The organism is Pseudomonas sp. LB3P31 (assembly GCF_054897945.1).
The window spans coordinates 1,315,677-1,337,656 of the sequence record NZ_CM142710.1 but is presented as its reverse complement, the minus strand read 5'-3'; the positions used below and the strand labels follow the sequence as shown (position 1 = coordinate 1,337,656).

Genomic DNA, 21,980 nt, shown 5'->3' with positions numbered 1-21,980 from the left:
GCCAACCTCGAGCACGAACAAATGGATTTTCCGAATGCTCGGCGTTATTCCCAGGGTGGTTCCTTGCCTAAATTGCAACATCGCTGACTGTCGTGACGGACAAAATGCGACAGCTGATGAATCGAATCGAGCCCGTATAAGGATCCGCAATGAACCAATTTATTCGCACCGAGGAGGTCGCCACGATGCTTGGCGTATCTCGAAGAACGCTAGAGCGCCTGGTCGCCGCCGGTAGCTTCATGAAACCGATCAAGCTGACAGCTCGCACATTGGGCTGGGAAAAGGAAACGCTGGAAAAATATCTGAAGGAACGCTCGAAATGCGCCCAACAATAATTCCAGGCAAAAAAAACCCGGCTGGCCGGCCGGGTTCTTTACCATCCACCTCGAAGACATTCGATGTGAAAAAACTGCAAAAACAAGGCACATATAGTGACAATACTGACGCACATGCGCAAGCCATTTTAGCCTCACCCGTCAGCACCATTGATCAATTTTGCACTGCTCAACACCTTGAGCAGGTGCGCCGTGATCCCGAAGAATTCGACTGCACCCACAGTGAGTTCCTACGCGATGTAATCGAGTCTTGCGGCGGCCACAAGCTGGCACTTTGCGAAGTCCGCGGTTCGGAGGGACATCACTTTCAAGTCGCCGGGCCATCACACGGCCTGACAAAGGCGCTCCGGGACAAGCGCTCCGATGGCTTGGACACCGGTCTGCCGGTAGTGTGGATCTGCTTGGTAACAGGACGCGCATTTCCGATCAGCACGCTCATGCACCTTTTGGATGTGGTCGGCCGATATGCCCGTCGCTGCACTCGCAAGGGCACGTCCATATGAGTATTAATGCTGTCACTGCTATCGACGATCTAATGACCGCCATGCGCGAACAGGGTATCGAACCTTCCGACCCCCTGAAAATGGATGGCACGCTTGAGCGTTTCCACGTCATGGGCGATCGCAAGGGTTCCACCAACGGATGGGCCAAGATTCACCTGGACGCCAAACCAGCCGGCAACTTCGGTTGCATGAAGCGCTGGGGCGACCACAAATTCTCCTGGAAGGCCAAGCGCGACACGAAACCGATGTCAGCCGCCGACCTGAAAGCGCAGCGCGAAGACTGGGCCCGCCGCAAGGCTGAACAAGCCGCCGCAACTGCCAAGCGCCACGCTGATGCAGCTGCGCGCGCCCAAGCCCTTTGGAACGCAGCACAGCCAGCCCCAGACAATCACCCGTACCTGGTCCGCAAAGGCGTCAAAGCCCACGGCCTGCGCATGGGCGTATGGGAAATGATCAACAAGGAAACCGGCGAAGTCTGGTCGCTGACCAGCAAGGCGCTGTATGTGCCGCTGTGCGACAAGACCCGCGCAGTGCACAGTCTGCAGGGCATTTTCCCGGGCAAGATCCTGGGCAAAGGCGATGGCGCCCGCGACAAGGACTACCTCAAGGATGGCGCCAAGCGCGGCCTGTTCCACGCGATCGGCAAGCCGCAGCAGTTCTACGGCCGTCCAGTGTTCATTATCTGCGAAGGCTATGCGACTGGCGCGACCATCCATGAGGAAACCGATCACCTGGTGTTGGTGGCCTTCGACACCAGCAACCTGCTGCCCGTGGCCGAGGCGATCCGCGAGAGCAAGCCTGACGCAATCATCATTGTTGCCGCTGACAACGATCAGTGGACCCTGAAACCAGTGGAAAACCCGGGCCTGTGCCACGCACGCGCGGCGGCCAAGGCCGTTAGTGGCCTGCTGGCTATCCCGCCGTTCCAACAAACTGACGGCAAGCAGGATGCCGATGGCAAGTGGTATCGTCCGACCGACTTCAACGACCTACGCGCATTTGATGGCGTAGGTGTGGTCCGCGCCTTATTCAAGGTCGTGCTCACTGCCAACCAGGTCATTCAGGACGTGCCAGCCTCAGTCACCGAGGCGAGCGAGCCGGTGATTGATGATGCGCTGCTGACCTGGGAGAGTGTCGAGAGCGCGCAGTCCGAGCTGCTGGCTGGCTCAATCGACCTCGATCCTCCGCTAGAGCGCGTACCGGAAACGATCGTGCTGCATGCTGTCGGGGGTGATGCGTGTGATCATGGGGCCGGCTTCCACGTTCTCGGCCACGACCACGACCGCTACTTCGTGTACGTCCACGGAAAAAACCAAGTCATGGAGTACACGGCGGCCAAATTATCGACGGCATCGAGCCTGATCGAGCTGGACAACCTTCAGTACTGGGAGCTGGAGTACCCGAAGAAAGGCGGCGGCATCAATGCCTTGGCTGCCGCAAACGACATCATCCAGCTCGCTCAGCGCCGTGGCATCTACACTCCCGATCGCATCCGTGGCCGTGGCGTGTGGCTCGACAACGGTCGGCTGGTGTTCCACCTCGGCAATCGCCTCAGCGTAGACGGCGAGGCCACCCGGCTCTCTAGCATCCAAGGCTCCCGCTTCGTGTACGAGGCTGGCGGCGAGATGCGTGCACCTGCCGAAGTGGCGTTGAGAGACGAGGAAGGCGCATGGCTTGTCGAAACAGCGGAGCTGTACAACTGGGAACAACGGGGCGCCGGCATCCTGATGGCGGGCTGGGCATTTCTGGCGCCGATCTGTGGTGCTTTGGACTGGCGGCCTCACGTCTGGATCAGTGGTGAGGCTGGTACCGGTAAAAGTTCGCTGCAGAAGCAGTATCTGCTGAGCCTGATTGATAAGGGCTGGGCTCTCAATGCCCAGGGCGACAGCACCGAGGCAGGCATTCGTCAGTCCCTGGGCCTAGACGCTCGTCCGGTATTAGTCGATGAGGCGGAAACTGGGGCAGAGACTAAATCCCGAATGCAGGGAGTACTGACCCTGATCCGCCAAAGCTCGTCCGAGGGCGGGGCACAGACGTTTAGGGGCACCGTTAGCGGCCGGGCCATGGCCTACCAGGTGCGCTCGATGTTTTGTCTGGTCGCCGTGGCGCCGAACCTGACTCGTGCGACCGACATCGACCGCCTGACTCGCCTGGAGATGGTCAAGGGCGACACCTGGAAAACCAACGGCCTTTCTGACCGCCTGGCTAAGATGGATGCCGACGAGACACTGAGTCAGCGGGTTTTCGCACGAGCCATGAAAATGCTGCCAGTAGTGCGCGAATCGGCCAAGGTTTTCGCCCGTGTGGCGGGTCAGCACTTCGGCCGCCAGCGTGATGGCGACCAGTTCGGTACGCTGATGGCGGGCGCCTGGTGCATGCAGAAGAGCTACGTGCCTTCCGAGTGGGAGGCCATGGTGATGATCAGAGGCTGCGACTGGGCCGCTCTGGGTGCTGGCGTATCGGTCGACGGTAACGATGCTAGGGTCGCGCTGAACGCCATCCTCAGCTCGCACATCAAGGTCGACAACCGTCCCTACAGCGTGGGCCAGTTGCTGGAGATCATCTTCGCCAGCCCACCTACGAACCACTCAGGCGGCCTGCCCAGCTACGAGATGGCGACCCATGCCCTCACCCTGCACGGGATCCGCCTCTCCGATGGAGAATCCCCGCGCCGGCTTCTGTTCTCGATGAATTGCCGCGAGCTGTTGGTACTGGTCGAAGGAACCGATTTCGAAACCGACCTGATCGGCCGTCTGGCCCGCCTGCCAAGAGCGTGGAAATCGAAGGTCAAGAAGAAGGGCGAGCCAGGGCCAGTCGAGAAGGTCAGGTTTGCAGGTGCTCCGACGCGCTACGTGTCGGTGGCTTTGGATGTGGTCCTCGGCACCGATGAGCCAGAGGACAATGGCAAACCATTCTGATCAACCAGCTGCAGAATTGAGCCTGCCTCGTGCGGGCTTTTTTGCGCCTGGCGATCAGCCGTCACCAGGGCAGCGTCGGTGCCACCGAGTAAATCCATGTTACCGGTGGACAAACAGCTCGCCAGTTGAACGCATGGCCCTTTGGCAGGGGGCAATCATCAGATGCGGTGCAAAGTCGTAGCAATTCTCATTTATGAGGTTTAGGGGGCGTTTCTGTTCCCACTTTGAGACTTGTTCCCACGCCTGTTCCCAACCCATGGGAACGCTGGAGACCTCGTATTACAAGGGATGCGGCGATTTGTTCCCATGTTCCCATCAATCCTGAGGACAGACCTATATAAAATAGAAATGTGCCATCCTAGCCAGAAATATAGATAGCAGGCTAGCGGTTTGACTCTCTTATACTTCTATCTATTTTTTTATTTGGGAACATGGGAACAGGAGGGTGAGAAGCCCGTGTTCATTGGGCTTTGTCTGTTCCCATCTCCAAAAGCTGGATGGGAACAGGGTGGGAACATGGGAACAAGCCTTGGGGCCGCGATTGAAAGCCCTGCCACACCTGGCGAATGGGATTTCGCGCTGATGCGAGCCATATGGACACCAGCGGCCCTCTCCACAGAAGTTTTTCGGGTGACAAGGTGCCAGCGCTCGCTGGCGTGACAATACGATCGTGGGACACCCACCATAGGCCCGCGAGGCCTTAGCCATGACCGCCGAAATGCCTGACTCAACCCAATCAATCCAGATCCGCCGCGAGGCTGCACGGACCCTGTACGTGACCACCCCAATGACTCTGGCGGAGATAGCTGCCCAGGTCGATTGCAGTGAACGCACGATGAAGCGCTGGAGCGCTGCTGATGGCGGTTGGAAGAAGGTTGGGGGACCGAAGTTGACCGAGCGAGCCCATGGGGTCGCCGACCGCATGGCAAAGGCTGCAGCGGAGTTGGAGGCCGCCCAGGTGCCGGCAGAGGATCGCCCAGCTGCCATGGCAGAGGTACGGGAGGATATAGCTGCCGATGATCGTGCTCAGTTGCTCGTGGCGCACCGAAATCAGCTTAAAGTCGTGGACGGCCTACTGAGCGAGGCGGTTCGATCCAGGAGCGATAACGGAGCTCGGCTGGCCTGGCGGGTGGCCCAGACGCTGGCCATCAAACAACGAGCCGAGCGCCTGGCTTGGGGCCTGGATAATGGCGAGCAGGACCACACCATTGTAATCGAGCGCAGCTGACATTCGTCATCAGCACCTATGTGCCCAAACCGATTCCTTCTGGAGCCAAGGTTGACGGGCATTTCAATAACGATGACTTCATCTATGACTTAGCAAAAAACGAATACATTTCCCCGGCAGCAGAATCATGCCGGTACTTGCAAGCAGCACAACACGTGCAATGCTAACGCAGTCTCCCTGAGACAGTCCGCGAAATGTCGGTTCAGGTGAATGCCGAGGGAGGTTAAATCTGGCCGACCTTGTACATACCAACTGCCCGCTCTAGGACGCCCTTAACGTGATTTCTTAATTCGATGGGCGATAGGACTTCGATGTCGGCGGCATTGCTGAGCAAAAAAAGGCGCAGCCCCTGAGTGTCGAGCATCCGGCAGTTCAATATCCAGCTCCCGGCCTCGGCGACCAGGATCTGGTCCTGCGAGAGCGGATTTTCAGAAAGCCGGTTATGCAAGTTGTCACTCAGGCGCAAGCTGACATTGACGGGTGCCGGTGAGTGGATAGTCATCAGGTGTTGCTGCGCATCGATCGAATTGATGTCGTAGCCTTCAGGATCGGCGATTTCGCGTTTACCAGGTTCCACTTTTAAGATTCGATGAAGCATCAGCGCACATAACTTGTTTGGGCCATTGCTGCTGTACTTCCCACGGTGTGCGTCCGGCTCTGGAGTGTGACCAAGAGGCCACTCCTCTTCCTGCACGAGCGCAGACAAATAGGTGTTTGAATCTTGGTGAGATAGACCCAACGGTTTGAGTTGATACACACACTGGATGTCACCCACATCCCGGGGCTGGTACGTCACTTCCAGCGGCTGGTTTCCGAATATGGCCTCCTGGATTTTGGTCAGATGGGTTAAGTCGTACTCCCCGGGGATCAGGACCGTAAACCGAGTCCCGGTGGTTATTCGCTTTTCCCAATCCAGCTGTCGTTTTGAGTAGTCATTCATGACACGAAGTGCATGACGTCGCAGCGGCGAAAGCTTTTTGGTGTGTGTCTTGAGACCAAACCGATCCGCATGATCGAAAATGGTCGACAGTGTCATCGCCTCCGTTGGTGAGAGCGTCAAATTAAAATTGGCTCCTGTCGACGACCAATAGAGTAAGTGCTTGGCAGCACCTCGGCGTTGGCATTTTATGTAGCCATCAGCCTCGAGCTTTAGAAGGTCGCGCTGTGTTGTTTTAAATGGATGATCAACGTTGCCTAAGCAGGCACACATCGCTTCATGAACTTGAGACGTCGGTAAAGCGGTGCCATGCCGCTGCAAGATGTCACGCAGATAATCTCGACGCTCGTAAAAAGAGACCATGGATACGTCCAGGACAAAAAGTGTCCTAAGTGTGTGGAATGATGCTCGGGCTGGCAAGGAAAACACGAACTTAAACGTCAGCCCACAGGAGCATGTCCATGAAGCGTTCAACCTATCTTGCCGATTTCCATGTCGCTGGTTTCGTCCATTGGATGGCCACGGAGCTGGATACTTCCCTTTTTCAGCATGCCTATATTGATCGCCGTAGCGGGAAAGAATGGAACTGCACAAGCTTGTTCAACGCTTTCGAAAAGTATCAGTGGAACCACCCGGGCAACCAACGTTTGGCCTTCAACTCAGGATCGACGTTCTTAAGTAACGCAAAGGCATTGGCTGCATTGAAGGCGGACTTGGCCGCCGCCGGCACCGACGATTCGAAAGTAGTGGAAGCAGCGTCGGGTGTCATGGCATGGGGCGGAGTGACTGCTCGAAACAATGAATGGTTAAAGCTAAACCAGGCCGGGTTGGCGCGATCGCTACAAGCAGTTCAGGCCGCCATCAATGCCGGCGATCCGGAAGCCCCTGCACTGCGTTGCGACCAGCTGCGTTTTAACTCCGGAATGACCAAGGTTTACTCTCTGCTGTGCGATGACTTCGTGATCTACGACAGCCGCGTGGCGGCAAGCTTGGGATGGCTCATCGTCAAATACTGCGATGCGAAAAGTCTGGCTAGCGTTCCAAGTTCTCTCTGTTTCCCATGGGCGGCCGCGAAGGAGGCTCAATCAGCTGTGTCGCCAAAGCGTCGGGACCCAGGTGCAGGTCCTTACAAGTTCAAACGCTTGCGCTCGGGTTCACACCATGCCCTTTGGAACATGCGCGCCAGTTGGACGCTTGCCGCGGTCCTGGCGCATCCCAAGGCATCAGGCTGCGGTTTCCACGGGATGGTCGAACCTAAAGATTCTCTCCGTGCACTGGAAGCTGCGTTGTTCATGATTGGCTACGATTTGGGGCAGTGACCTAACGGATGTCGCCTGACTGGTCCTCGGGAGCGCCGGGGACCCCCTTCGGATTAGGAAATCGAATGATGGAATCATTGAGTAACGTGCAAGTCTTGATCATGAGTCTCGCAAGTCATGGGGTTTGCGTTAGAGCCCTTCAGGCTGAGGTGGCGCAACGTCTCCCAGAAATGACGGACGAACAGTTCCAGACTGCCCTCTTCGCTCTGCAGGAAAGAAACCACATAATCGGTCAGGAGGTGAAGGACCAGTGGGTGGTATCGACCGTCGATCATGCAACTCCCGCTTACCAGTCGGAATACAGTCCTGAATTTGCTGAAATGATCATTGCTGCGTCGTGCGGTGAAATGACTGAAATTGACCCTGATGAAATGATCGCGCAACTCGAGGTGATGATTAAAAACGCCCGGGTCAAAAAATCTCAGTCTTGAGTCTTATGCCGTATCAGCAAGAATCGACCCAAAACAGCCCTTGAAGCATTTTATAAGACAGGTGTTTTGGGTTTTAAGAGATCCATAAACTGTTCCGAAAAAATACCTCAAGGCCTATAGCTCTCTAGGAACTGCCCCTCGCTAGTGGCAGCTATCGCCCATCAAGAGATAGTGATTCTGCCACGCTAACGGTTCATTGCTGGAGCATTATCGGGCTGTCAAGGCGCGGACTGAATCGAACTGTGATGACGCCGTATCAACCATGCAAGGCCACCGCACGAAGCGTCACGGCAAGGTCGTACTCCATCAATCGGACATTCGGCACCTGCGTTGCCGCGTACCGCAGTTTCTGGTTGATATCCGACGCGACAATGATTCCATACACGTCGTTATCGCCCGCAAGGTGCTCTTTCACCCAGCCCATATAGCGAAGGATTTGTCCCAGTGCCGCGTCCGGCCCACGGCCGACTTTCAGTTCGAGCACGTAGAAATCGCCATTTCCGGTAGCCAGAATGTCGATCGGGCCGACGTCGGTCTGAAACTCTACTCCGTCGCGATCATCCGTGCGGTATAGCATGAGTGGCGCATCAAGGCCTGGTAACTTGGGAAGCTTTTTGGCGAGGTAGTCGCGCAGATGTGCTTCCAAAGCAAACATGCTATATGCCTCATCGGAGGCCTCGACAGCTTTGATGATCGACGACGGATTCTCGCCCACACCGTCAGCGAGGCGGACGACCAGGGCGCCATCGGCAGATTGTGCGATCTCCCAAACACCGTGTTTCTCGGGTTGGTACCAAACGACTTTGCCGCGTCCAATATTGAACAGGTAGTCGTAAGCCGTGTCCGTGAGCCGTGGCTTCTTGTTCTCGTTGTAGTGAATACGCGATGAGTGATTCACTGCCCCCGAGATAATGCTGCACGTCATCGAGCTGTCATTTACATCGTCGCCAAACATCGACCTCACTTTTGTTTTAATCATTGAATAAGTACATTCCCCATTCAGTTGCTGGGCCGCATCTCGAACCATTTGCCATACCGGCGGGCGGTTGCCGTAGCTCACTGTTTCTACTCCTCGTTTGTGTTCTGTTTTCTCGTAATGGACCACGCCGTGAGCGTATAGAATTCACTCAGTCGTGGCAGCGCTTCGATGTCTCGTGCGGCAAAGCGCTTCGGACAAGCCGCCTTTCAAGAGAGGGTGCAATCGGTCAGTTGCGCGTTTCAGTCCATTGCGTTGCGTGCGGCCTGATTCCCGGCGTCTTTGATATCGGGTGGTATGACGCTACACGAAGCCGAACGCTTCCCTATGGGCAGCTAGGTAGGGCAAATGCTTCGGATTGAGCTTGCGTAGCTTCATGGAACTCGACAGACCAAACGCTGGAGGCAGCTTTTGGGCAACGCTGGACAGCAGAATTGAGCCATCGTCTTTGAATGAGATCAGGCCTTGGTCAAACAGCCGATCATAGTGTGGCGCCAGTAACAGGCCGTTAAATGGATCGAGCTTGGCATCTGCTTCTGACTGGCTCCAGGGAACAATGTGCGATGCGACCAGCAGCTTGGGCTCCTTCACTCCAGAGAGTGCGCAAGCATCACCCCAAAACCCCATCAATTGCTTCCTGAATTTCCGCTGGCCAACGCGGGCCATGATTGTCGTTGCCCGAGAGGTAATCAGATTGGCCAAGTCTCTTGTACTACCGACTTGGCCATCTTCCTGTTCAACGGCATCGAGCACGGTAACGATGAAGCTGGATTCGGGATTTTCCAGCACGATGGCGCTGATCATATCCACTAGCGCCTTTGGAAACTTGATCTCACGCCCGCTGGTGATTTGAAAGTGATCGACAATATCCAGCTCGAATCGTGGCTCGAATGAGATTTGTAGGAGGCGGCGTGTGCCGTCTACGAAATTGCAGTTTTCACGAACCTCTGTATGGGAACCCCAAAGAATGTGTTCCTTTTTGCGGTCACGGAATGGTTGCTGCCAGGATGTATCCGATAGTTTGATGAGCTTGGCCATGCCAATCCCTTTTCGATGGCGGTAGAGGCAAGAGGCTATCTGTTTGCCGGCGAATCGTCTATGTGGTGGGACAGGATAGAAACCGTTCGACGGGTGCGTATGTTGAATCGCCCCCAGCTTTTGAACTTCTCCACCGTCCGACTCAGGTTGATTGCAGCCGTTCGCGACAGGCAAAAATCGACCCATAGCAGACAGTCTGCGATAGAAAATTCGGTGCTGGTAAAGCTCGTGTATTTCAATCCGAGCTCAATCCCTACGGTCATCCAGAGCTTGGCAGTGTATGAGGTGCCCCAACCTGTTTGGTTGCTAGCACACAGATTTGTTGTCGCCCGAAAATCGAGAGTTGAGAAGGCCAAATGGTGGCCTGCTGGAGATAGGAACGAAAAAACCACCAAGCTATTTGCGGACAATTTCCAGTATCTGATCGTGAATGATTCCAGGGTCATATTCGTGAAACTGCCTGGCATGATCAATCGCCTGGACCATGCCTTTGAGCTGAAGACCAATCAGGGGTTCTTGGTGACGATCTATTCGCTGGACATCATAGATCGAGGATTTTCCTTCGATTCAAAGCGACGCTTTAGCTGAGTGGTGATGATTCGGGCTTAGCGACCCAAGAGCTTCAGGCGGTCTGCGGTTTTCTTATCTACAGGCACTGCTTCAACGAGGCCGTGATCTACCGTAGGGCTTATCATGAGCGCGTTTCTCTTCGCTCGATCCCGACCTTCCTGTAATTGTTCCGGCGTACAAATAAATACTGGCAGCACCCCCGACCAGCAACCTACTCCTTCAAGCTCCGCATCCACATGAATAGACAGATATTGCTCGGTAAGCTCAAAGCTCGGAGTGCTAACGCTATTAACGCGGTTGACCCAGGCAAGCGGTGCCACTTTCTTGTTGGCAACTCTGGAGTTTCGGGGGACAAACGAGAGGCGGATGATCTCCGTCATAATGAGCCTGCTAAGCCACGGGGAGTCTGCATACCTTTCGTGGTAATCAGAGATAAAGCTGCCGCTCTGGAGGTCTGTAAACCACGTGCCGTGAGCCAAGCTCAGCACGTTGCCAAATAGCGACTCCATCGCTTCCATGCCATCGAGCATCCTGGCGGTCTCTCCGCACATGGTTTTGGTTGTCATCGCATCGCGACGGTCTGTGGCCGCTTGGATTTGGACGGTGACCTCATGCCCAAACTCAGTTCGCTCAATTGCAGGCGGTTGGGAAAGCAGCCCGCCATAGCCCAGTTCATTTGAAAGGACGTATCGGTCCTCATCTGGCCATTTGCTGAAATCCACGCTCAGTGCCCACAGCTCCCGGATGTTTCCTTCCAAGAAGTGAGAAATTCGGAATCGGCATCCGTCCGGACCGAATCGTAGTACCGCCCCTAGCGCTATCAGACTCGGGCCGATAGCGATGATGTCGTCGCGATTCACTTCACCTTGTCCCAGAAGGCGCCTTGATGCCTCGTGGCTGAGCTTCAGCTCATGAAGGTATTGAGCTGAGAATCGGGCTTCGTCCCTGTCGATGGCAACGCTACAGCTGGCGCACAGCCAAATCCCATTATCGATTGATCCACGTTGCTCAGGGGTCATTGAGTGGTCGTAACGGCGCGCGCCAGGACCAGGCGCAGCTGCTGCAATGTGAGCAGCAACGCCAATCATGGTCACAGCGTTTGAGGCTTCGTCGCTGGGCCCTACTGTCGACGCCTTGCACAAGGAGCATTGATAGCTTGCCCGTAGGGCGAGGTCGCTCTTAGTCCTTTTTGAAAAATCGTCACGTGTGGAAGTCATCTGTGGAATTCAAACCTGGTAGGGCGCATCAGGAGCAAAGTGATTGCAGAAATCGTTTGGAGAAGATGGTGTTGGGCATCAGGCCGTATTACTTGAAGGCCATCCGCAGATTATTCCAAATATTCTGCCAAGCGTTCCTGATCAATGCTTGTAAAGGCCTAGCTTGGTCGAAATCCTTGGGTTAGATCAAGAGTGCTCTAGAATCGAGACTGACAACTCCACGTAGCTGAAGCACTGAGCGTTGACCTGACTGGAACACTCTGCCATCCAGCTTACCTTGAGGACGACGAGAGCACCCCACACTGGTCCCTTCCGCGAAACGGGGTTGGTTGGAAAAGCGCTGCTGCCAGACCAGAGCGAGGGTCGCTTGTGCCGCATAGACGATCCCGCCCAGCGAGAAAAATTATCGTTTGAGTGACTGCTCCTGGCCGTTCTCTGCCGGTCACGGCCAGCGTTGTGGTCAAATTTGATGCACATGGCTGGTCAGGTCGAATGCAATGGAATGGACGAGTCTGGGCAATTATCTAGTTCAAAAGGTACACCCTGAGACCCATATACAAAGCGATGGGATCAAGCTGGCTCAAAGGTGTTGCTAAAATCTGAGCCATGCCACATATAATGACCCACACATTGCGAGCTAGGTCGGGACAACATGGCAGTCATTGGGTACATCAGGGTCAGCACAGGCGAGCAGAGCGTCGAGTCTCAGCGTCACAACATAGAGCAATTGCACAAGGTCGAGGAGTGGTTTGCAGACGAGGGCGTGTCCGGTGCGGTACGGGCTGCTGACCGGCCAGGGTTTACCAAGCTGCTCGGCTACGTGCGCAAGGGCGATACCCTGATCGTCGGCGCCGTCGACCGCCTTGGGCGCGATACGCTGGACGTGCTGGCCACCGTCGAAGCGCTACAGAAGAAGGGCGTGGCGATCATAAGTCAGCGAGAGGGCTTCGACCTATCCACGCCAATCGGTAAGGCCATGCTGACAATGCTGGCGGCTGTTGCCGAGCTGGAGCGCTCCAACATCAAAGCCCGGCAGATGGCGGGCATTCAGCGCGCGAAGGCAGAAGGCAAGGCTTTAGGCCGGGTAAAGACCATCAACGACAACCAGGTTGTCGCCTGGAGGAAGGATAACGGGGCCAGCATCGCCGCCACGGCTGCGCAGTTCGGGATATCTGTCGCGAGCGTGAAGCGAGCATGTCGGCCGGGCGACGTTACCCTGTAGCGTGCTTGGCTTCGTGAAACGTCCTAGGCGCGTCAGCAAGGGCGGTAGCAGTGTCGGTAGGGATTACGCATCGGTTGAGCATGCAGCCAGCATTCTGGCTGCTAGGCCCAGCGCTCCGGACTGAACAGCATCGAGCACCAAACTGCCGTGTGGGTGGGTGTGCCTTTCGCAGCGCCACAGCGCGTGTACATACCGACGCACCTCAGCCAGAGGCATCTGGCCCAGCCGCTCGGCTGGCCGCGAGTGAATGCCAGCCATGTCGAACCCGTCCGCCGACAGATCACTGTGCACCAGCTGCAGTGCGTAGGTTTCGTTTAGCGCCGCGTCGTACTCCGTCAGGGAAAACCACGCATCCATCGAAATTGCGTGCCCAGCTACGCGACATGTCGCCTCAAGCTGGCGGATCGTTTCCGCATAACAGTTCAATACCTCGCTGCCTGGCAATGGCGGAAGCTTGTCTATTTCCCTCATATTCAAACCTTTGCAGATAGTCGTAGGGGCACGCTTCAAGTGCGGATGGAAAACGGTAAAAAAATCATTCCTCCAGAAAGCAAATTCAGAATGTCCCTAGGAGCTATTAATGTCGATGCCCCCCCTCAAGAATAAATGGGCGCAGCACACGCTGCAGTCGATATTGCTCTCGAGATCGGGTGGTTTCCCCGCGCGGATCGTGGAACTATTAACTGCTTGGAGCGCGAGTTGGCTAGCACTCATCCAAGGGGAATTGCTGCATAACGGTCATCTAACACTTTCTTGAGGCTAGGTATGTCACACATACCGCAGGGGCTCAGATGGCTCCCAGTGGTAAGGTTCAAAGTAGCCCGACTCAAAGTCGAAGCGGGCTAAAAAATGGACCTGTTTCAATCCACGCCCATTGCCTTAAATACAGCCTCTACTGGTTCGCCATAAAAGCTGGTCTGAAACTTGGTGAACAGTTCGGCTGGGATGCTGGGAATGTCCTTGGCACTGCTCATTGGAAGCGCAACGCGCTTGCCTCCCGCGTCGAAAGCCACTTGCAGGCACTCGGCGATGCTTTCAACTGGCGTGATGCTGCCGCCCAAGCTCATATCGCCGAGCACGACCATTTGAGCTTGCGCAGGCCTGCCCATTAGGCCGGAAGCAAAAGCTACTAGGCTGGGTAGGGCCATATGAGTCAGAGGGCCGGTGTTTTGCAACTCAACCACGTGCAGGTGGAAGTCATGATCGAGCACCTTGGCCGAAGCGCTGATGCGCGCGGCGTTGGCCTTGAAGTAGTCAAAGGCAATTTTCACCTGTTCTTTGGCGGAGCTGGAATTCCATAGACCCGAGGTAGCCAGCTTGCCAGTACCCTTGGTCACTTGCAGTTCGATCCGATATAGCCCAGGCATGCCTTTTCCGCTCAAGCCTATAGTGTGGATAAAACCGGGCTTTCCTGGTCCTTCAGGGATAAGACCTCCACCGCCTTGTTCTTTCACGGTGACGAAGTGTTCTTCAAGGGTTTCGTTGTCGATATAGCTGAAGTGAACATCGTAGAACTCCATTCCACCGATCTTCTTTAGCTGTTCTTTCACGCGTCGGCGGACCTGAAGTGCGTATTCGAGGCACTGGCGCACGTCTTCTTTGGTGAACACATCGTGCGGGTAGAGTAGCTTGAGCAGACCGGATACTGTTTTGCGTACTGCGATCACATCGCGCTGGTTAAGGTTATTACCCAGTTTGAAATGTTTGTCGATGGCGTCGGCAAAGCTGCGTTTTCGCATTTCGCGGAAAAATTCAGCCAGGTAATCGACGATTAGTCCGTACCTGTTAGTGAAAAATTCCGGGCGCATTTTCGGGATTTCCCAGCCAGGAATGTAGGCGTGGAATCTGTCAAAAAAGGCTGCGTCGATCATCTGCTCAGGGAACGGGGCCAGCAGATGACTGGTTTTTACCAGCGATTCAACGCTCTGGTTGATGTTGCCGACGAAAACCATAGAGGCTGAGGCTTCCATTTGCTCGCGACCGCGACCGAAAGAACCGGAGGCCATGAAATCTTTCATGATCTGAACACCGTCCTTGTCCTTGAAGTTGATGCCGGCCACCTCATCGAAGGCCACCACATCCCAAAGACCGACCAGACCTATGCGGCGACTGCTCATGTTGTAGAACAGGTTAGCAACGGTGGTTTGCCCGCCGGAGACCAGCATGCTGTTCGGAGAACACTCCTTATAGATATGGCTCTTGCCGGTACCGCGTGGGCCGAGCTCGCAGACGTTGTAGTTGTTCTCCACGAAGGGAACCATGCGGGCCAGCAAATGCCACTGCACTGACTCATCCAGGGTCGAGGGCTCCATGCCTATGGAGCGGATCAAGGCCTCGCGCCATTGCGATGTATTCAGCGCAGCGCGCCCGGTGAACAGCTCCTGCATGTTCATGTTCGGCATCTGGATCGGCTTGAGGAGCGTGACGCCAAAAGGAGATCCCGATTGGCCTTCCTCGTGGTAATAGCTCAGCGTTGCGATCACCCAGATGCCGCCTACAAGGAGCTTTTCGTATTCTTTGACGATGCCAGCAGAGATCTCAGCGTCCTTGATGCCGAGGTTGCTGAAAGAGGCTTCGTAGCGGTCTTTTTTTTCATTCAGTCGCACGGTGACTCGGTCGATCACCTTGTACGTGCCGCGCTCGCGAACTAGAGACTTGACCTTCTCGGCTTCATCCGGTCGAACATAGTTCTCCGCTAAAATTTTCTTGACGTTCTTCAGGCCCTGTTCGATCACCTCTGAGTCATCGGACGCACAGTACATACCCAGCAAGTACTCCAGCACGTAAACCGGTACGTTCGCGCCTTCCTTTATCAGCTTGGTCAGATCCTTGCGCACCACGCGACCGGCAAAGTGCTCGTTGAGCAACTGATCGAGATCTTTATCCACTTGGGTTTCCATCTAGTGTCGTACTCTCAAAAAAAGTCGTCGGTGAAGGCCAGGTCAATCGTCACACGGTAGCGCTCAAGCTCAGTGTTCAGATCTTTATCGCGGATCACCAGGAAGTAATCTTTCTGCCGGTCGAAGTCGCTGCCGGATAGTGACAGGCGTACCTGTTTAAGGCGCTCGCTCATGGAATCCGTCGCGCAGTCGAACGTCACAACCTCCTCACTGGAGACCGGCTGCTCCCCTTCGTAGATCGCCACTGCAACCGTAACCGACAGCACCTGTTCGCTGATCGACTCGGTCTGGATCAGGTCAAAGCGCTGGATATTGGTGACCATCTTCAGGACTGACTTCGGCGAGATCACCCCGACTTTGCGTTTGGTGCGTTTCTCCGCTTTCTCACCGCGTAACTGGTTGACCGTCAGCACAGGCACAACGATTTCCTGAGGCATAGCCCCGCCATGGACGAAGCGTGCACCGCCGACAAAGTGGAATCGATTCGCGCCTTTGGGTATCCAGAACTGAGTGTCCGATGTTGTGCCCGCGGTCTGCTTGGTCGATCCCTGCCAGACATCCTTGGCAGCAGGCAGAGTATGGCCAATGACGTAGCGCTTCTTGCTCTTGATCGCACTATCCGGCTTCTCTGCGAGTGAGGTGCGATCCGCCGCCTCAAGCTTGCTCTGCTGGAAGAGGAACCCATGATCGGCCGTGATCAACACCGTGCTGGTGTTGAAGTGCATGAGGATTTTGCGGGTCAGCTCGGTCAGCTCCTCAATGGCGAACTCGACGTGGTGGAAGGTATCCACCTCGGAGCCGCCGCCTTTGTCACTGCGGTCATCGATCACGTTGTGATAGACGTAAACCAGCTGCTGATCCTTCAGCGCTTCGCGCCCAGCGTCACGGGACCACTCTTTGACCTGTAGTGCGGTCACGGCCATACCGCCATGCCGGGCAAGAGCTTTGTCGCGAGTGATGGTGTTGCCAGTATTGAGTCCGTTTACAAAAACACCATCACTACCCTCGCGATACTCCAGCGTCTGGTGTGGCAGCAGGGACGCCATGCCCAACGTGGTGTAACTCGGCAATACGCCCAACTGGCTATTCAGGCTGGCCTTGCTGTAACGCTTTTCATTGATGCGCTGGCACAGCTCGACGGCGGCTTCATAGCGGAAGGCATCGCTGATGATCACTACAACGCGCTTGCTACGATGCCCCTCCAACAAGGGCGCTACCCAACGCTCATAGAAATTATGCTGGTTAGGAACGCCAGGTATTTTCCAGTGCTCCAAGCGCTGTTCGGCCTCAACTCGGTCGCCCCAGGAGCGTCCGAGCTGATCGAGATACCAATACGCATAGCACTGCTCGACGGCCTCATCGAGCTTTTTCAGCAGCTCGACGTGGGCGCGCTGAGAGGCGGCGAAATAATGGCGGTAAGCCGTGTCAAAACGGTACAACTCGCTCTCATAGGCTTTGTACAACGCCTCTGTACTAGTGAAGTGGAAGCCTGCAGCGTGCTGGTGGCGCAGCGTAAACAGGTCGATTGCAGCCGACAGCGCCGTGTATAGCAGCCGGTACTTGCGGCGTGTCTCGTCGTCCTTATGGCGAGTCGCCCAGTAGTTATCCAATCGTTCGGAGATGATCTTCGAAAACAGACCGAGGTCGCGTGGATCTGCCTCCGGAATAGCCTTGGTCAGATCGACAATGATCTGCCGCTCGACGGCTTCGAAGGTTGCAACATTGGCCAAGCTCTCTAACGAGATTTCACCAATCTTCTGGGTGATATGCAGGGCCTCACCGACCCAGCCGGCAATCTCATCATAGGCTTGGTAAAACCGTGAGCTGTCACGCCAGCGGGAAAGCAGTGCACGTGAAGTAGCGCGTGCGCTGGCTGAGGGGATAGCAATCGCTGAGGCCCAGTTGGGTATATCGCCGATACTTTCGCAGAACCCGGTTGCCAGCAGTCGAATTAGGAAATGCCCAAAGCTGAAGGGTTTATCGCCACTGATTTCCTCGATGGAGGCTGGATAGCCTACCTCGTCACGCAGGGCCTGCAGCAACGCAGGCATCAGGTCGAGCTTGTACAGTTCATCGATGATCGCAGGATTCTGCTCAAGACCCAAATCGTCACGTACGGCACCATCGGCCAAAGTGCAAAGCAGCGTCATGACGTCACTGCCACTTGCACCCAGCACAACGGCAATCATCGCCAGATCCAACTCATGCTCAGTGTCAGTTGGTTGGATCAAACGCTTCAGGCTCGCTATACGAGCCTTGCTGCCAAGGAAGCGCTCACGCTTGGCTAGATGTTCACGGAGTACCTGCTGGTGTAAGCCCAGGTCGTTGAATATCAGTGACACTTTGTCAGCGTAGAAACTGCGCGAGTACAGCTTGATGTCCAGCAGCCAGTCATCATTCGCATCTGGTTCGGCGCAAGGGAAATAGAGCAGGTACTTACTTTCAGTGTCCTCAAGCTCCAGCTTCAGCTTGGTACCGAAGGTGGAATGCCCCTGCATGTTCAGCACCTGAACGCCGGGCAGATCAAGCTGGCCGAGTTCATCCGCGAAGCCCTGCTCAGGGTCGTACCAGAAAACGATGCGGTGGTTTTCTGTGAAGAATGCCTGATTCAGGCCTTGGGTCAGTTGTTGGGTGTTCATGCACTATCCGCCTAAGCCTGAAACAGGAAACGAAAGGTCAGCGTGGGAAATGTCATCCTAAGACAACAATGCATCCCTGACGGCCCCGAACTCATCAAGAATCGCTCGACTTATCGCCCGTAATCACCTTCATGTCAGCCAGCAAGTCGCCGAACTTGCCATAGTTCACTTTCACGCCTACATCAAGATCCAGACTGATACGCTGGTCGGCGTAGTGGCGAAGTTTTTCGTCGAAGGTGGCGAGCTCGGCTTGTTGGTTGTGCAGCGTGTCGAGTTGTTTTTCTAGTGCCTTTTTCTCGGCGGTGCTAGTACTGGCGTCGACTTCCTTTTCTAGCGTTTCTGCATGTTTCGCAAGCTTCGCCATGAGTTTGCTCACGTACTCGGTACGTAAACGCGCCAGAGTGCCCTCGTTATAGCGGTGCAGGTAGACCAGGCACTCGAAGGCTTTGTACTTGCCGGAGCTGAACAGCCAATAGATGGGCCGCTTCTTGTAGGCCTTGAGGTGGTCTTTGTAGAACTGGGTGCTCAAATAACGGCGGATGGTGTCCAGCGCCGATTCGCCGCCTGATTTACCCTTTAGCGGCTTGATGGCATAAAGGCAAAGGCTCTCGGCGACGAAGTCGAGGTTTTCCTGTAGGTGATCGTCGCCCCAGACAGTGCGGACAAACTCACGAAAACGGTTGGTGGCGTCGTCTGCAAACCACTCCTGATCAGTCAAGGGCAGAATGCCATCAATGTCGGCGGGGAATGATTTGTAAGCGCCTTCAGCCACCAGATTGGCAAAGCCTTGATTGCCCGTGTGGGCGTAGACAAGTCCTTCGTGATCGAGAGAGTATCGACCCATAACGTTGCCGATGACATAAGAAACAAGTCGCTCGATTAACAAGCAGTCATTAACATCCCCAACAACAGACTTGGGTAGCCTTACTTGACTCTCTTCTTGAATTTCATATGCTTCGTATGAGTATTTAGCTACTTGCTGTTCTAGAAATTTATTTCTAGCCTTAAGGGTATTTGTTTCCTCTTTAATAGAGGTGCAAGCGCTAGATATTTTGCTTGATCGCCCCTGCGCCAAAATTTCAGATTTTTTGAAATTCCAAGAGGTTTCCCGGGAGTCCCAATCATTTTTTGCGATCTCGACAAGTTCTGTCGACGCGTCAATCAGTATTTCCGAGACGTGACCAGATGGGTAAGGCAATACATTGTAGTATCCGACATCAAAGTGCAGAGATTGACTAAGGGCACCTATAAAATATTCTACTGCTGGAGAATTTAGTAGGCCCAATATTGCATACGGGTTCGCCCCTGGCTCGCAGAATGCAGAATGCGCAGAGTTCGCAAAAATAAATCCAGAGTCTTGAAGGCGAAAAGCGCTATCAATGGTAATGTCTGACCACGTAATAGAAGGAAGGAAATATTTCTTTTCATTTCTTATCACGGATTTTGGTGCAAGACTTTTTATTTCCTCGCCATTATTTTTCCAATCAACTATGAACTCGTTATTTCCATACCATCGCCTTACCAGTCCACCTTTATTGTATGGTGCCCAGCGTTCTGGGTAGGTGGACTTATTATCGAGACATACTTTGTCATATTTGATGTTTTTTACAGAAACCTCAAACCAGAACCGAACAAATTTTTCGTTGTCGGAAGTTGATAACCCCTGCTTGGCAGGCGCAACCTCCTCAAAAGTTTTACACTTCCTAAATGCTTCGCGCGCCGTCTCGCTAGCCCAGTAGGCTATCGGGCTGCCTGGTAGGTCTGAGAAATCAATGCTGGATCTCATGTATAGATTGTTGCTTTCCAGTAGATCTACAAAAACCTTTTGTTTGTCAGCTGATGCAGCAGCATCGTTGCAGTTGAAGTATTTTGCAATGAATTGGCTCGACGGGTTTTTTAGAACTACAAATGCAGCTGCAAGCGCTACTTTGCTGTTCATCGACGGAAAGCTGTTAAAGCCAATTTGAATTAGGCTCTGAATGCTATTTAACTTAAGTAGATCAAGCCTCACCTCGCTATACGAGCTATTGAACATCCAGTTCTGCAAAGTAACTAGCGAGCAGATACCACCTTTTTGCGTCAGTTCTAAACATCGCTTAATAAAACATGCAAATAAGTCTGAGTTTTCTTTTGGGTACTGTTTTTTAACGAAGCCCTGCAAGGCAGAGCACATTCCTTTACTTCCCATATAGGGTGGGTTAGCAATAACTGCCTCATAGCGCTGCGCCAGAATCCACGCCTGTTGAACATAAGGAATTAACTGTACAGCTGCTGGCTTCTGCATTACATCGCCCTCACGGGCCAGATCCTGTAAATGCTCCAGAAACTCAGCTAGAGGCTCGGCATCCTCAGAAGGCACTTCTATCAAAGAACCAAAGGTCTTGGCCTGGATAAAGCGGGCCAAAGTGTGTTGTAGCAGTTGATAGCGATTATCGGCACTATTGCTGCTTAAGTCAGCTTGTTCACTTTCGAATAGACCTTGGGACTGGCCATGCTGCCAGCCACTGGACAGGTTAAGGGCCTTCCATAGGCCGCTGAAGTCGATATGGCTGCTTTCCTGCAAGGACAGGACATTGAGTTTGACTTCTCGGCTGAAGATACGGCGGTCGTCTTCACGTGCCAGCATCATCAGGGCGAAGCCAGCCAACTGGCCAGCGCGGTCGTCAATATCCAGGCCGAACAGGTTGTGCTCCAGGATCAGCTGCGGAATGTCACGGCTGCGATGCCCACGCTCTTCGTAGATGGTCTTGAGCGCCTTGTAGGCCTCAACCAGGATGTGGCCAGAGCCGCATGCGGGGTCGAGTACCTTGATGCGAAGCGGATCAATGCTGTCCGGGGTGAGCAGGGCCAGTTGGGCTTGGACCTCTGGAGTCTGCTCGGCGGGCTCGATGTAGTACGGCATATTCGCCCTGATCGGCGAATCCGGATAGGTCTGCAGCCATTGCCGGCCCACAGAGTTCTGCACTAGGTACTGGACGATCCAGTTGGGGGTGAACAACTGGGTGGCGGCGGGAATGTCCTCGCTCTTGACCACCTTACCCATGACCTCGCCTTTCTTATCTGAAATGTAGAACTGATACAGCCAACCGATAATCTCGACGTCCTGCCAGTCCTCTTCGGGGATAGCACTGACCAGCTCGCGAATCAGCGAGTCGGTTTTGGTCAGGTTGTCCGGCAGTAGTAGCTCTGTGGCGTCGTCTACCGCTTCGAAGAGGAACGGCATAGCCTTGTGCAGTGCATGGCACTGTGCAAGCAGCAGCTCGCGGTACAGATCTTCATCCTTGGTGCCATCGAGCTTCAGCTCGGCTATGCGATGGAGGTCTAAGCATTCCAGTTCGATATCCAGGCAGTCGTCAAGGATCTGGAAGCTGCCTGGCAGATCCGGGTGACTGAGCACGCGACGACCGTGATCGAGGTAGCCCTTGAGCTCCATATAACGGATGGCACACAGACGGTTGAACCAGCTATAGGCTGCTTGCTCCATTGCCTGGGCGAAGCCCATTTGCTCGACTTTTTTCACCAAGGCCGCACGCGGGCGGATGATACTGGCCGGGAAAGGCCGGTCGCCAATCAGGGCCAAATCACCCTTCAGCTCCAGTGGTTGGATGCCCATGCTGGGTATGCTGGACTCGCGGATGCCAAACAGCGCCGCGCGCTTGGTCATGGCGACAATAAAGGCAGTGCGTGCCTTGGGGGCGTAACGCTTGATGTTGCTGGTGTTCATATGGGCTTTCCCTAATTCTCTTG

The 21,980-nt window shown here is 54.7% G+C and carries 16 protein-coding genes; 8 read left to right on the top strand and 8 right to left on the bottom strand.

Annotation, left to right across the window (positions count from 1 at the left end):
- Positions 1 to 149: 149 nt before the first annotated feature.
- The 4 genes from ACYZTK_RS06015 to ACYZTK_RS06000 all read left to right on the top strand — a co-directional run bounded on the left by ACYZTK_RS06015 (position 150) and on the right by ACYZTK_RS06000 (position 4,984).
- Positions 150 to 335, top strand: coding sequence for a helix-turn-helix transcriptional regulator (locus ACYZTK_RS06015; protein WP_462013604.1), 186 nt, complete (start codon positions 150 to 152; stop codon positions 333 to 335).
- Positions 320 to 838, top strand: a complete 519-nt coding sequence (locus tag ACYZTK_RS06010; RefSeq protein ID WP_462013603.1) for a hypothetical protein — start codon at positions 320 to 322, stop codon at positions 836 to 838. Before ACYZTK_RS06015 ends, ACYZTK_RS06010 begins: the two co-directional genes overlap by 16 nt.
- Positions 835 to 3,756 carry a toprim domain-containing protein gene (locus ACYZTK_RS06005; protein WP_462013602.1) on the top strand — a complete coding sequence of 974 codons (2,922 nt, stop codon included), beginning with the start codon at positions 835 to 837 and terminating at the stop codon, positions 3,754 to 3,756. The genes ACYZTK_RS06010 and ACYZTK_RS06005 overlap by 4 nt, the downstream gene beginning before the upstream one ends.
- A 706-nt stretch (positions 3,757 to 4,462) precedes the next feature.
- Positions 4,463 to 4,984, top strand: coding sequence for a hypothetical protein (locus ACYZTK_RS06000; protein ID WP_462013601.1), 522 nt, complete (start codon positions 4,463 to 4,465; stop codon positions 4,982 to 4,984).
- Between the two features lie 223 nt (positions 4,985 to 5,207).
- Here the strand turns inward: ACYZTK_RS06000 and ACYZTK_RS05995 are convergent, their stop codons facing one another.
- Positions 5,208 to 6,284: a helix-turn-helix transcriptional regulator gene (locus tag ACYZTK_RS05995; protein WP_462013600.1), complete on the bottom strand. Its 1,077-nt coding sequence runs from the start codon at positions 6,282 to 6,284 to the stop codon at positions 5,208 to 5,210.
- A gap of 98 nt (positions 6,285 to 6,382) precedes the next feature.
- On the opposite strand from ACYZTK_RS05995, the gene ACYZTK_RS05990 reads away from it, so the two are divergent.
- Both ACYZTK_RS05990 and ACYZTK_RS05985 read left to right on the top strand, forming a co-directional pair.
- Positions 6,383 to 7,240, top strand: a complete 858-nt coding sequence (locus ACYZTK_RS05990; RefSeq protein ID WP_462013599.1) for a hypothetical protein — start codon at positions 6,383 to 6,385, stop codon at positions 7,238 to 7,240.
- A 65-nt stretch (positions 7,241 to 7,305) separates the two neighbouring features.
- Positions 7,306 to 7,671: a hypothetical protein gene (locus ACYZTK_RS05985; protein ID WP_462013598.1), complete on the top strand. Its 366-nt coding sequence runs from the start codon at positions 7,306 to 7,308 to the stop codon at positions 7,669 to 7,671.
- A gap of 256 nt (positions 7,672 to 7,927) precedes the next feature.
- On the opposite strand, the gene ACYZTK_RS05980 is transcribed toward ACYZTK_RS05985, so the two are convergent.
- Both ACYZTK_RS05980 and ACYZTK_RS05975 read right to left on the bottom strand, forming a co-directional pair.
- Complete coding sequence (locus ACYZTK_RS05980) at positions 7,928 to 8,731, bottom strand: endonuclease NucS domain-containing protein (protein WP_462013597.1); 804 nt, start codon at positions 8,729 to 8,731, stop codon at positions 7,928 to 7,930.
- Positions 8,732 to 8,950: 219 nt separating this feature from the next.
- Positions 8,951 to 9,685 carry an HNH endonuclease gene (locus tag ACYZTK_RS05975; protein WP_462013596.1) on the bottom strand — a complete coding sequence of 245 codons (735 nt, stop codon included), beginning with the start codon at positions 9,683 to 9,685 and terminating at the stop codon, positions 8,951 to 8,953.
- A gap of 99 nt (positions 9,686 to 9,784) precedes the next feature.
- On the opposite strand from ACYZTK_RS05975, the gene ACYZTK_RS05970 reads away from it, so the two are divergent.
- Positions 9,785 to 10,273: a hypothetical protein gene (locus ACYZTK_RS05970; protein ID WP_462013595.1), complete on the top strand. Its 489-nt coding sequence runs from the start codon at positions 9,785 to 9,787 to the stop codon at positions 10,271 to 10,273.
- Between the two features lie 17 nt (positions 10,274 to 10,290).
- Here the strand turns inward: ACYZTK_RS05970 and ACYZTK_RS05965 are convergent, their stop codons facing one another.
- Positions 10,291 to 11,274 carry a hypothetical protein gene (locus ACYZTK_RS05965; RefSeq protein ID WP_462013594.1) on the bottom strand — a complete coding sequence of 328 codons (984 nt, stop codon included), beginning with the start codon at positions 11,272 to 11,274 and terminating at the stop codon, positions 10,291 to 10,293.
- A gap of 850 nt (positions 11,275 to 12,124) precedes the next feature.
- Here ACYZTK_RS05965 and ACYZTK_RS05960 point away from each other — a divergent pair.
- A complete protein-coding gene (locus ACYZTK_RS05960; protein ID WP_462013593.1) occupies positions 12,125 to 12,694 on the top strand; it encodes a recombinase family protein in 570 nt (189 codons plus the stop codon).
- A gap of 63 nt (positions 12,695 to 12,757) precedes the next feature.
- Here the strand turns inward: ACYZTK_RS05960 and ACYZTK_RS05955 are convergent, their stop codons facing one another.
- The 4 genes from ACYZTK_RS05955 to pglX form a co-directional block, all read right to left on the bottom strand.
- Positions 12,758 to 13,051: a hypothetical protein gene (locus tag ACYZTK_RS05955; protein ID WP_462013592.1), complete on the bottom strand. Its 294-nt coding sequence runs from the start codon at positions 13,049 to 13,051 to the stop codon at positions 12,758 to 12,760.
- A gap of 503 nt (positions 13,052 to 13,554) precedes the next feature.
- Positions 13,555 to 15,594 carry a protease Lon-related BREX system protein BrxL gene (brxL, locus tag ACYZTK_RS05950; protein ID WP_462013591.1) on the bottom strand — a complete coding sequence of 680 codons (2,040 nt, stop codon included), beginning with the start codon at positions 15,592 to 15,594 and terminating at the stop codon, positions 13,555 to 13,557.
- A gap of 14 nt (positions 15,595 to 15,608) precedes the next feature.
- A complete protein-coding gene (gene pglZ / locus ACYZTK_RS05945) occupies positions 15,609 to 18,233 on the bottom strand; it encodes a BREX-1 system phosphatase PglZ type A (protein ID WP_462013590.1) in 2,625 nt (874 codons plus the stop codon).
- Positions 18,234 to 18,327: 94 nt separating this feature from the next.
- Positions 18,328 to 21,957, bottom strand: a complete 3,630-nt coding sequence (pglX, locus tag ACYZTK_RS05940) for a BREX-1 system adenine-specific DNA-methyltransferase PglX (RefSeq protein WP_462013589.1) — start codon at positions 21,955 to 21,957, stop codon at positions 18,328 to 18,330.
- Positions 21,958 to 21,980: the final 23 nt, after the last annotated feature.

Bases quoted from the DNA above. Each gene is read 5' to 3' on its own strand.
- ACYZTK_RS05955 (WP_462013592.1), bottom strand. From the start codon at position 13,051: ATGGATGCGTGGTTTTCCCTGACGGAGTACGACGCGGCGCTAAACGAA.
- ACYZTK_RS05960 (WP_462013593.1), top strand. From the start codon at position 12,125: ATGGCAGTCATTGGGTACATCAGGGTCAGCACAGGCGAGCAGAGCGTC.
- pglZ (WP_462013590.1), bottom strand. From the start codon at position 18,233: ATGAACACCCAACAACTGACCCAAGGCCTGAATCAGGCATTCTTCACA.
- ACYZTK_RS05965 (WP_462013594.1), bottom strand. From the start codon at position 11,274: ATGACCCCTGAGCAACGTGGATCAATCGATAATGGGATTTGGCTGTGC.
- ACYZTK_RS05970 (WP_462013595.1), top strand. From the start codon at position 9,785: ATGTTGAATCGCCCCCAGCTTTTGAACTTCTCCACCGTCCGACTCAGG.
- ACYZTK_RS05995 (WP_462013600.1), bottom strand. From the start codon at position 6,284: ATGGTCTCTTTTTACGAGCGTCGAGATTATCTGCGTGACATCTTGCAG.
- ACYZTK_RS05990 (WP_462013599.1), top strand. From the start codon at position 6,383: ATGAAGCGTTCAACCTATCTTGCCGATTTCCATGTCGCTGGTTTCGTC.
- brxL (WP_462013591.1), bottom strand. From the start codon at position 15,594: ATGGAAACCCAAGTGGATAAAGATCTCGATCAGTTGCTCAACGAGCAC.
- ACYZTK_RS06015 (WP_462013604.1), top strand. From the start codon at position 150: ATGAACCAATTTATTCGCACCGAGGAGGTCGCCACGATGCTTGGCGTA.
- ACYZTK_RS06010 (WP_462013603.1), top strand. From the start codon at position 320: ATGCGCCCAACAATAATTCCAGGCAAAAAAAACCCGGCTGGCCGGCCG.
- pglX (WP_462013589.1), bottom strand. From the start codon at position 21,957: ATGAACACCAGCAACATCAAGCGTTACGCCCCCAAGGCACGCACTGCC.
- ACYZTK_RS05985 (WP_462013598.1), top strand. From the start codon at position 7,306: ATGATGGAATCATTGAGTAACGTGCAAGTCTTGATCATGAGTCTCGCA.
- ACYZTK_RS06005 (WP_462013602.1), top strand. From the start codon at position 835: ATGAGTATTAATGCTGTCACTGCTATCGACGATCTAATGACCGCCATG.
- ACYZTK_RS06000 (WP_462013601.1), top strand. From the start codon at position 4,463: ATGACCGCCGAAATGCCTGACTCAACCCAATCAATCCAGATCCGCCGC.
- ACYZTK_RS05975 (WP_462013596.1), bottom strand. From the start codon at position 9,685: ATGGCCAAGCTCATCAAACTATCGGATACATCCTGGCAGCAACCATTC.